The sequence below is a fragment of the Acidobacteriota bacterium genome, assembly GCA_009861545.1.
In the GTDB taxonomy this organism is placed as follows: domain Bacteria; phylum Acidobacteriota; class Vicinamibacteria; order Vicinamibacterales; family UBA8438; genus WTFV01.
This window is the reverse complement of sequence record VXME01000140.1, coordinates 1-10,686: the sequence shown is the minus strand read 5'-3', so window position 1 is coordinate 10,686 and position 10,686 is coordinate 1. Positions and strand designations below refer to the sequence as shown.

Below are 10,686 nucleotides of genomic sequence, written 5' to 3'. Positions count from 1 at the left end.
GATCCATGAATTCGTCTCAGAATTCCGCTCGAAACGGGGGTTTTCTGGCTGGCACGAACTACGGAAACGCGGCCCAGATCAGCGGCCCGGACGAGTTCAACCCCACCATCGATCCCTGGTACGGCCTGGTCCTGCGACACGACCAGTCCACCGGGTTCCGCGACCGGTACCACTGGGGCCGCGAGACTTGGCGGGTCGAGCGGTTCAACTACAACATCGGTCTCTCGTACGTGACCGGCTCGCACAACATCAAGATTGGCACCAACAACAGTTGGGGTCCGTACGAGGCGTACCGCACCGGGAACGGCGACCTGGAGCGGCAGATGTACCGGAACGGCGTCCCCGAATTCGCCCGCGTGTCGAACCGGCCGGTCATCTCCGGCATCGACTACGCCCGCGACATGGGCATCTTCGCGCAGGACACGTGGACCATCGACCGGCTGACGCTGAACCTCGGCGTGCGCTGGGAGCAGATGATCGCCCACACCTACGAGGCGGGGCCGAACGTCACGCCGGGCCCCCGCTCTACGGTCACGCAGACCGGCCGGTTCGTGGCGGCGCAGAGCTTCGCGTCGCGGCGCAACCTCCCCAACTGGAAGGACTTCGCGCCGCGCCTGGGTCTGTCGTACGACGTCTTAGGCGACGCCTCGACGGCGCTGAAGGTGTCGTGGGGCCGGTACAACGCCGCCAACACGTTCACCTACGCCGAGTGGTTCAACCCGGTGTCGTACCAGCGCGAGAACCGCAACTGGGTCGACTGCGCGAGCCTCGACGGCCGGGCCTGCCTGACGCAGGCCGATTTGATGGGGATGGGGCATGACCCGGGCATCGCGTTCGGCGCCAGCAGCGCGAACGAGCACACGATCGGTCGGGAGGGCACCGTCTGGAATGGCGGCACCAACGGCGACGGCTTCGCGCAGGATTGGGAGATCGGTCCGCCCCTGCGGGCCAACTTCGGCGGTCTCGCCTCGCGTCCGGTGGAGCATCCGGACGGCGTGGAGCGGAACTGGGTCAGCGTGCTCAACGTCGGCGTCCAGCGCGAGCTGTTCGAAGGCTTCTCGGCCAGCTTCAACTGGTACCGCCGCGACACCTACGACAGCGTCCTGCGGGTGAACCGCGCCCTGGGGTTCGACGACTACACCGGGTTCCTCATGGACAACCCCTGCGCGGCGGATCCCAACCGCGGGTTCCTCTCGTGCAATTCGAGCGGCGGCCTCGTGCCGGCGCAGATCAGCGTGTTCAACCTGAACCCGGAGGCGGCGGGCATCGCCGACGACTGGGTGGTGCAGAACACGCCGACGGGGGACAACTTCTCGGAGGTCTACAACGGGTTCGAGACCGGCTTCAACGCGCGGCTGCCCAACGGGAGCACGCTCTTCGGCGGCTGGGTGATGGAGCGCAACGTGTTCGTTCGCTGCGACATCCCCCACGATCCGAACCGCCTGATGTTCTGTGACCCGCGGGGCCGGACCGACATGGTCGGCGGCGTGCCGATCACGCAGCCGGCCTACACCATCCCGTTCCTCCAGGAGTTCAAGATCTCGGGGAACTTCCCGCTCCCGGGCGGCTTCTGGATCAGTGGGTCGGCGCAGTTCTACCCGGCCCAGGAGGCGGTGGCGGGCGGCTCGCAGGACCAGTGGGGCGGCACCCACCGCGGCGGCGAGCTGGCCGGCGCGCGGCCGTACGCCGGCAACATCAACTACAACGTCACGCCGGCGAACGTGATGGACAACCTCGGCATCGCTCGCACCGAGGGCATCAGCGTCCCGCTGCTGCCGGCCGGGCAACTCTTCTACGACAGGCTGACGCAAGTCGACCTCTCGGTCCGGCGCACCTTCACCCTGGGCAACGGGATGCGCGTCGACCTGCAGGCCGACCTGTTCAACATCGTCAACTACCAGCCGATCCTGAACGGCACCAACACCTACGGTGGCTCGCTCGGCCGGGCGAGCTCGACCATCCAGGGCCGGTTCGTGCAGTTCGCTACCAACATCCACTGGTAGTCGCGACAGCGTTCGACGGCGCGTCACGCGCTACCGTACGAGAGGGTCGAAGGCCGGGGAGGCAGCTTCCCGGCCTTCTTTTCTTGTGGGGCGCCCCCCGACCTCGCGTAACCCCGGAGCAACCGGATCTTGGATCGCGCGCCCAATTCCTTGGATGCCCGACGCCCCGTTCCGCGGCCTGTTGTGTTCGCCGGATTCTGTTGGCCACGAACGACTTGCAGGCCGTGCCGCTGTGCGCTGTGCGCGTCCCGCAGACGGCACGTAACTTGCGTGTTGCATCGGCTTGACAACCGGGCTACGAGGGTGTTCACTGCCCGGCTACGGGTGTCGGTCGAGACTTGCGCGGTCGTCGACACCGCCGTTCGTCGCATTCGCGTTCGAGGAGGACATCGTATGAGACGTTCATGCACGGCAGTCGTAGCGCTGGCGGCTCTGGCTCTGGCGCCCGGCGTGGCGCTGGCCCAGACCAACAGCACCATCACCGGCGAGGTCACCGACAACACCGGCGGCATCCTGCCCGGCGTTACGGTCGAGGCATCTTCGCCGGCCCTTATCGAGGGGAGCCGCGTCGCCATCTCGGACGGCGCGGGTCGGTACACCCTGGTCGATCTGCGTCCAGGCATCTACAACCTGACCTTCACGCTGCCCGGCTTCTCGGTCGTCGTGGTCGAGAACCAGGAGCTGCCGGCCGGTTTCACGGCCACGGTGGACGCGGAGCTCTCGGTCGGCGCGCTCGAGGAGACGGTGACCGTCTCGGGCGAGGCGCCGGTCGTCGACGTGCAGTCGACCCGCCGGGTGGAGGTGCTCGACGCCGAGGTGCTCGACGCCATTCCGACCGGCCGCAACATGCAGTCGACCGCGCAGCTCATCGTCGGCATCAAGCTGAACCGGCCCGAGGTCGGCCTGTCGACCGCGGCGCAGCAGACCGTCATGATGACCCACGGCATGAGCTGGCGGCAGGTCAGCGTGGCCGTCGACGGGCAGCTCGTCAACGGCACCGACCGCGACGGCGGCATCCAGAACTACCACAACGAGCTGTCCGTCCAGGAGATGACCTACGAGACCAGCGGCATGACCGCCGAGACCTCGGGGGGCGGGGTGCGCATCAACATGATCCCGCGCGAGGGCGGCAACACCTACAGCGGGCAGTTCTACACGGGGTACTCCAGCGACGCGTTGGCCGCCGACCACACGAGCGTTCCGGCGGCGATCGAGGGCCGGGCCTCGTCGTCGGAGGGCAACACCCTGTTCTGGGACCTCAACGCGGCCTACGGCGGGCCGATCGTGCGCGACAAGTTCTGGTTCTTCATGAGCTCGCGCCGCTGGCAGGTGGACAAGCCGATCACCGGCAGCTTCTACCGCAACATGGACGGCACGTGGCCGCGATACTTCGATCCGAGCCCCGTCAAGCTCGACGGCAAGGACGGCCGCGAGCTGCTGTCCGGCATCGACGCCAACACCATCACCAGCGGCCTGCTGCGTCTGACCTGGCAGGCCAACGCCTCGAACAAGTTCTCCGCCTACATGGACCGGATCTTCAAGGACCGCTTCCGGCCGCACGGCGCCGGCGACGACCCGGCCACCGCGCCCAACCACCAGGGCTCGCCCATCTACTACACCGGGTCGGCCAAGTGGACGTCGACGCTGAGCAGCCGGCTGCTGCTCGAGGCGGGCTACTCGTCGAACGTCGAGAACTGGAGCTACGAGGAGCGGCAGGACGCGCCGCCCTACGGGCCGGCGCGGCCACTCCGGCAGTCGCGTCCAGGCGGCGGCGTGCCGTTCTGTCCGAGCACGCCGTGCTACCACGTCGGCGATCCGGCCGCCATCGCCCTGCAGTCGGGCGGCACGATGGACCCGTGGTACCAGATCGTGCGCCGCAACGACGCCAACGCCAACTTCCGCGACCGCGGCAACTGGAGCTACGTCCACGAGACGCCCGAGCGCTTCAACTACAACGTCGCGATGTCCTACGTCACCGGCTCGCACAACATGAAGGTCGGCGTGATGAACAGTTGGGGCATCCACGACCGCTCCCACGACATGAACGCCGATCTGTGGCAGCAGAACTACCGGGACGGCGTGCCGTACCAGGTGCGGGTGTCGAACACGCCGATCTGGCGGCCGATGGACTACCAGCAGGACATGGGCATCTTCGCCCAGGACACGTGGACCATCGACCGCCTGACGCTCAACCTCGGCGTGCGCTACGAGATCAACCGCGGGCGCAACCGCGCAACCGAACACGCCCAGAACCGCTTCGTGCCGTACTTCAGCGTGGCCGAACGCGACCAGTTGCCGAACTGGAACGACATCGCGCCCCGCTTAGGCATGGCCTACGACCTGTTCGGCGACGCGTCGACCGCGCTGAAGTTCTCGTGGGGCCGCTACAACGGCTCGAACACCACCAGCTATGCGCGGCAGTTCAACGCGGTGACGCACGCGGGCGAGAACCGCAACTGGTTCGACTGCGCGCTCAGTCCGATGGACGACACGCGCTGCGCGACCCGGCAGGAGCTGATGACGATGGGCTTCGATCCGTCTGTTGCCTTCGGGACGAGCACGGCCGACATGCACACGGTCGGCGCCGCCGGCACCGCGCACAACGGCGGCACCAACGGCGACGACTACGTGCAGGACTGGGAGATCGGCTTCCCGGTGTCGGCCGCGTTCGGCCTGCCGGGCTCCGTGCCGACCGAGGATCCCAACGGCGTCGAGCGGCCCTGGGTCAGCCTGATGAACCTGGGGATCGAGCGCGAGCTGGTGACCGGACTCTCCGTCAACGCGAACTGGTACCGGCGCGAGTCGTTCGACCCCATCATCCAGTACGGCCGCGGGTTGACCCACGCCGACTGGACGGCGCTGAGCATTCCGAATCCGTGCGCCGCCACCGGGACCGCCCCGAACGGCTTCCCGTGCTCGACGCGCGGGGTTTCGGTGCCGTCGACGCTCACCATCTACAATCTGAACCCGGAGGCGCGGGGGCTGTTTGGCACCGATCGGTTCATGCGCAACTCGAGCTCGAACTCCGATGTCTACAACGGCTTCGAGGCCGGCTTCAACGCGCGCCTGGCGGCGGGCGCCACGATCTTCGGCGGCTGGTCGATGGAGCGGGCCATCCTCAACCGTTGCGACCAACCGGAGGATCCCAACAAGCTGCTGTTCTGCGACGCGTCGCAGTTCAACATTCCGTTCCTGCACGACTTCAAGATCTCCGGCACGGTGCCGCTGCCCGGCGGCATCCAGTTGAGCGGGTCGGCGCAGTTCTATCCCGCGCAGGAGATGGCCATCCGGGGTACGGACAACTTCGGCGGCACCAACCAGGGCGGCACGACGTTCGACGACGTGCACGCCTACATCGGCAACCTGAACTACAACACGACCGTGGACGACTTCGCGGCCCAGGGCGTGACGCGCACCCAGGGCCTGTCGATCCCACTGATGCCGCCGGGCTCGCTCTTCGCCGACCGGCTGACGCAGATCGACATCTCCGTGCGCAAGAGCTTCCAGTTGCCGAACGGCATGCGCTGGGACGTCCAGGCCGACGTTTACAACCTGCCGAACTACTTCCCGATCACGCGGTTCAACACCACGTACGGCGGGAGTCTCGGCAACGCGACGCGGACCATCAACCGCCGCTTCCTGCAGCTCGCGACGCACCTGCACTGGTAGGCTGCCGAGCGAGCGTTCGCGTCACGCTCGAGGCGTGACGCACCGTTATTCACGGGCCGGGGAGCCTGACGCTTCCCGGCCCGTTCTTCGTACGATCGGCCGGCTCGTCACGCTGGCCAGTGAACGGACAATCGCGTGGGTGTCGAACATGCGGTCGATCCGTTCAGCCGACGGCCGCGCCGTGACGTCTTCCAGTGCACGACTCCGCTATGATGGCGTGTCAAGATTCGTGAGCACCATCCACGGTTCACCCTCGTTCGTCGCGCTCCGTCCGGTTTTGCTGCTCTTGCTGTCCGCCGGGTGCGCGGCGGAGTCCGGGGAGATTGCCGGCGCGAACGACTGGACGTCGGCGATCAGCGATCTTCCCGCCGGCCAGTGGTTCACTGACGAGGCGGCGGTATCCGGTCTCGACTTCGTCCACTTCAACGGCGCGACCGGCCGGTTCCACTACCCGGAGCTCGTCCCGCCCGGCGTCGGCTTCTTCGACTACGACAGCGACGGCGACTTGGACGTCTATCTCGTCCAGGGGCGGATGCTCGACGCGGGCCTGACCCCGGACGACGCGCTCATCCCGCCGGCGGGGGCGGGGCCGCTGTTGGGCAGGCTCTACCGCAACGACCTGGAGGTCGCTCCGGACGGCGCGCCGCTACTGCGGTTTACCGACGTGACGGCGCAGAGCGGCATCGAGGCGGACGGCTACGGACTCGGCGTCGCGGCCGGGGACGTGAACAACGACGGCTGGTCGGACCTGTTCCTGACCAACTACGGCCCGGACGCGTTGTACATCAACCAAGGCGACGGCACGTTCACGGAGGTGGCCGCCGAGTGGGGCATCGGTCCGACCGCCGGATTCGGCGTCTCGGCCGCCTTCCTCGACTACGACCGCGACGGCTGGCTCGATCTCTACGTCGGCCACAACGTCGACTACACGCTGGAGAGCGGCATCGAGTGCGGCACGCTGGCCGACGCGCGCGACTACTGCCCGCCGGAGACCTACGGGGGGACCCCGGACCACCTGTACCGCAACCGGGGGGAGGGGCGCTTCGTCGACGTGAGCGAGACCGCGCTCGTCGGGGGCCGGTTCGGCCCGGCGCTCGGGGTCTCCACCGCCGACTTCGACGGCGACGGCTGGATCGACATCTACGTCGCCAACGACGGCACCGAGAACCTGCTCTGGATCAACCAGCGCGACGGCACGTTCCGCGACACGGGCCTGCTCGCCGGCGCGGCGCTCAGCGAGATGGGCATGACCGAGGCGAGCATGGGGGTGGACGCCGGCGACTTCGACAACGACGGCGACGAGGACCTGTTCATGACCCACCTGAACGGCCAGGGGAACAACCTGTACGTCAACGACGGGTCGGGCACGTTCGCCGATCGGAGCACCGGCTCGGGACTGGGGGCCGGCAGCCTCGCCTACACCGGATGGGGGACCACCTGGTTCGACTTCGACAACGACGGCTGGCTGGACCTGCTCGTCGTGAACGGCACGATCACCGCGCTCCCGGGACGTCCGGAGGGGCAGTTCCCCTACGATCAGCGCAGGACGCTGTTTCGCAACCTGGGCGACGGCCGTTTCGCGGACGTGACCGAGCAGGCGGGGACGGCTTTCGCGCTGTCGGAGACGGGGCGCGGCGCTGCGTTCGGCGACGTCGACAACGACGGCGACATGGACGTACTGGTGGGGAACGACGCCGGTCCGGTGCGGCTGCTGGTCAACCACGTCGGGCAGCGTCGTCACTGGCTCGGGTTGCGTCTCGCCGGGGTCGGTGGCCGTGACTCGCTCGGGGCGCGTGTGGCGGTGCTGCGCGACGGCCTCCCGACCCTCTGGCGCCGGGCGCGTTCGGACGGCAGCTACGCGTCGGCCAACGATCCGCGGGTACTCGTCGGACTCGGGGATTCCGACGCGCTGCCGACGGTCCGGGTCCGCTGGCCGGACGGGGCGGTCGAGGAGTGGCGCGACGTCGAGGTCGACCGTTGGATGACGCTCCGCGCGGGGGAGGGGGCTGCCGCGCAACGCGGCTCGTGACCGCCTGTGGGAATGCGTCGGTCCGCGCGGCGCCGCAGCGGATCAGGCGGCGCTGCGGTCGCGCAGTCCGGCGAGGAAGCCTTCGAGAGCACCCTCCAGCTTGGCCATGCGCTCGCGTTGGTCCGCCAGTTCGCCGTTCACGTTGTCGAAGCGCTTGCTCATGCTGTCGTTCACGTTGTCGAAGCGCTTGTTCATGTCCGTTCGCAGGGCGTTGAGGTCGCGGCGCAGGTCACGGATATCTATCCGCATCCAGGCGAACAGGCCGATGAGCAGGGCCGGGGTAATCCAGGGCGCGAGTTCGATATCCGTATTATTCCACGCGTGGGGTTGGACTTGAACCGGTTTCGCACGGACCTTCGCCAGCGCCTTGCGGCGGCGGCAGGCCTCTTCGCCGGCGGACTGGCCGCGCTGGCCGCCGGCTGCGCCGCACCGGTCGACGCGCCGCCGGCCGCCCCGCCAGGGCTGACGGCGTCCGGGGGAGCTCCTGCTTGCGGAACCGGATTTCCCGGCCTGAATCGCCTCGGCGCTTCGGTGCAGGCGCAGATTCAGGAGCGGCGGGCCGCGGTGACCGGTGCGGGAGACGGCGCCGCCGCCGCGTCCGAGGCATCCGCCGCGCGCGGGGCCCTCGGCATGATGCTGATGGCGGCGAGCCTGCCGGAAGCCGCCGAGACCTGCTTCCGCGAGGCTGCGACGCTGGCTCCGGAGGATCCGCGCTGGCTCTACTATCTTGGACACCTGCGCCGGGAGGCGGGCGATCTGTCCGAGGCGGCCGCTTTGCTCGAAGCGGCGCTGCGGCTGCGGCCCGACGACGTGGCGGCCCTCGTCTGGCTCGGCGAAGTTCGCCTGGCGCAGGACCGGCCCGTTTCGGCCCGGCCGCTCTTCGAGCAGGCGCTCGCGCTGCGCCCCGCCTCTCTTTCGGCGCGCTACGGACTCGGCCGCGCGGCGCTGCAGGCCGAGGACTATCGGCGGGCGGTGAACCTGCTGGAGGAGATTCTGGCGCGCGATCCATCCGCGGCCGCCGCGCACTATCCCCTCGGCATGGCCTACCGCGCCCTCGGGGACGAGCCCCGAGCCGCCGCGCACCTGCGGCGCCGCCGGGGCGCCGCTCTCCGGCCGGCGGACCCGCTGATGGCGGAAGTGGACGCACTGCTCGAGAGCGCGCGCGCCTACGAGGCCCGCGGCAACGAGGCGCTGGACCGCGAGGAATGGAGCGCCGCCGCCGACCTGTTCCGCCGGGGGTTGGAGCTGGATCCGGACAACCCGGCGCTCCGGCACCGGCTCGGCACCGCCCGGTACGTGATGGGCGATGTCGAGGGCGCGATGGCCGAGTTCGAGCGGGTGATCCGCGAGTCGCCCGACTTCCCCGCGGTGCATTACAGCGTCGGCGTGCTGCTGCAGGGCGCGGGGCGCCACCGCGACGCGATCGAGCGGTTCGAGACGGCGCTGCGCTACCAGCCGACGGATGGGGAGGTGCGCCTGCGGCTGGCCCTCAGCCTGCGGCGGGCCGGTGATCCGGGTGCGGCGCTGGAGCAGTATCGGGCCGTGCTGCGGATGGACCCGGGGGTGATCGACGCGCGCTTCGGCGCCGCCATGTCCCTCGTGCAGCTTCGCCGCTATCGCGAGGCGCGCGACCGGCTGGTGGACGGCACCGAGAGCTTCCCGGGTGCATCGATCTTTCCGCACGCGTTGGCCCGGTTGCTGGCCGCGGCGCCCGACGCCGCGGTGCGGGACGGCCCGCGGGCGATGCGGCTCGTCGAGCGGCTCGCGCAGGCGGACCGCACCATCGACCTCGGCGAGACGATGGCGATGACCCTGGCCGAGCTGGGACGGTACGGCGAGGCCGTCGGCGTGCAGCGCGATCTGATCGCGGCCGCCGAGGCGGGCGGGATGCGGGACGCCGTGCCCCGATTGACGGCGAATCTGCGGCTCTACGAGCGGGGCAGGCCGAGCCGGACCCCCTGGCCGGACGACGCCATCCCGTGACTCCCGGATCAGGTTGACACGCGGCGCGTTGCGTAGTTCAATGCGCGGCTATCCGTGGTCGCCAATCGTCGCAACACGTCAGAGGAGGACAACCCATGAGACGTTCGTTAGCCGTCGCCGCGCTGGCCGCCATGGTCCTCGTACCGGTCCTGGCGCACGCGCAGGCCACCAGCCAGTTTACCGGGGTTGTGACCGACAACACGGGCGGCATCCTGCCCGGCGTTACCGTCGAGGCATCGAGTCCGGCCCTCATCGAGGGGAGCCGCGTCGGGTTCACCGACGGCACGGGGCGCTACCTGCTCGTCGACCTGCGTCCCGGCACCTACACCATGACGTTCACGCTGCCCGGCTTCTCGACGGTGCTCGTCGAGAACCAGGAGCTGCCGGCCGGTTTCTCGGCCACGGTCGACGCGGTGCTCTCGGTCGGCGCTCTCGAGGAGACGGTCACCGTCTCCGGCGAGGCGCCGGTGGTCGACGTGCAGTCGATCAGCCAGGCGGAGGTGCTCGACCGCGAGGTGCTCGACGCCATTCCGACCGGCCGCAACCTGCAGTCGACGGCGCAGTTGATTCCGGGCGTCAAGATGAACCGCCCGGAAGTGGGCCTGACGACCGCGGCGCAGCAGACCTACATGTCGGTCCACGGCATGAGCAACCGGCAGACCACGGTCACCGTCGACGGGCAGCTCGTCATGAGCTCCGGCGGCGACGGCGCGGTGCAGAACTACAACAACCAGCTCGCGGTGTCGGAGATGGTCTACGAGACGAGCGGCATCTCGGCCGAGACCCAGACCGGCGGCGTGCGCATCAGCATGATCCCGCAGGAAGGCGGGAACACGCACAGCGGCCAGAACTATTTCGGCTTCACCGAGAGCACGCTGCAGGCGGACAACCTCCACCAGCGGCTCCAGGATCGCGGTCTGACCTCGACCGAGTCGGTCGACTACGTGTACGACCTGAACGTCGCCCACGGCGGGCCGCTCATCCGCGACAAGCTGTGGTTCT

5 protein-coding genes are annotated in these 10,686 nt (G+C 69.0%); all 5 read left to right on the top strand.

All coding sequences use genetic code 11. The features are described 5' to 3' along the window. Positions 1–2,003: TonB-dependent receptor (locus F4X11_22020; GenBank protein ID MYN67672.1), on the top strand; the 2,003-nt coding region annotated here is incomplete at its 5' end. Positions 2,004–2,396: 393 nt separating this feature from the next. Beyond that, a complete protein-coding gene (locus F4X11_22015) occupies positions 2,397–5,672 on the top strand; it encodes a TonB-dependent receptor (protein ID MYN67671.1) in 3,276 nt (1,091 codons plus the stop codon). A gap of 139 nt (positions 5,673–5,811) precedes the next feature. Further along, entirely contained in the window at positions 5,812–7,701 is a 1,890-nt protein-coding gene (locus F4X11_22010; GenBank protein MYN67670.1) for a CRTAC1 family protein, read from the top strand. 12 nt (positions 7,702–7,713) lie between these two features. Then, on the top strand, positions 7,714–9,684 hold the full coding sequence (locus F4X11_22005; protein MYN67669.1) for a tetratricopeptide repeat protein: 1,971 nt from the start codon (positions 7,714–7,716) through the stop codon (positions 9,682–9,684). 95 nt (positions 9,685–9,779) lie between these two features. Then, a partial coding sequence (locus F4X11_22000) for a hypothetical protein (GenBank protein MYN67668.1) occupies positions 9,780–10,686 on the top strand: 907 nt, incomplete at its 3' end.

What these genes read in the sequence shown, in the direction of transcription:
- F4X11_22015 (MYN67671.1), top strand. Translation starts at nt 2,397, where the DNA reads ATGAGACGTTCATGCACGGCAGTCGTAGCGCTGGCGGCTCTGGCTCTG.
- F4X11_22005 (MYN67669.1), top strand. Translation starts at nt 7,714, where the DNA reads ATGCGTCGGTCCGCGCGGCGCCGCAGCGGATCAGGCGGCGCTGCGGTC.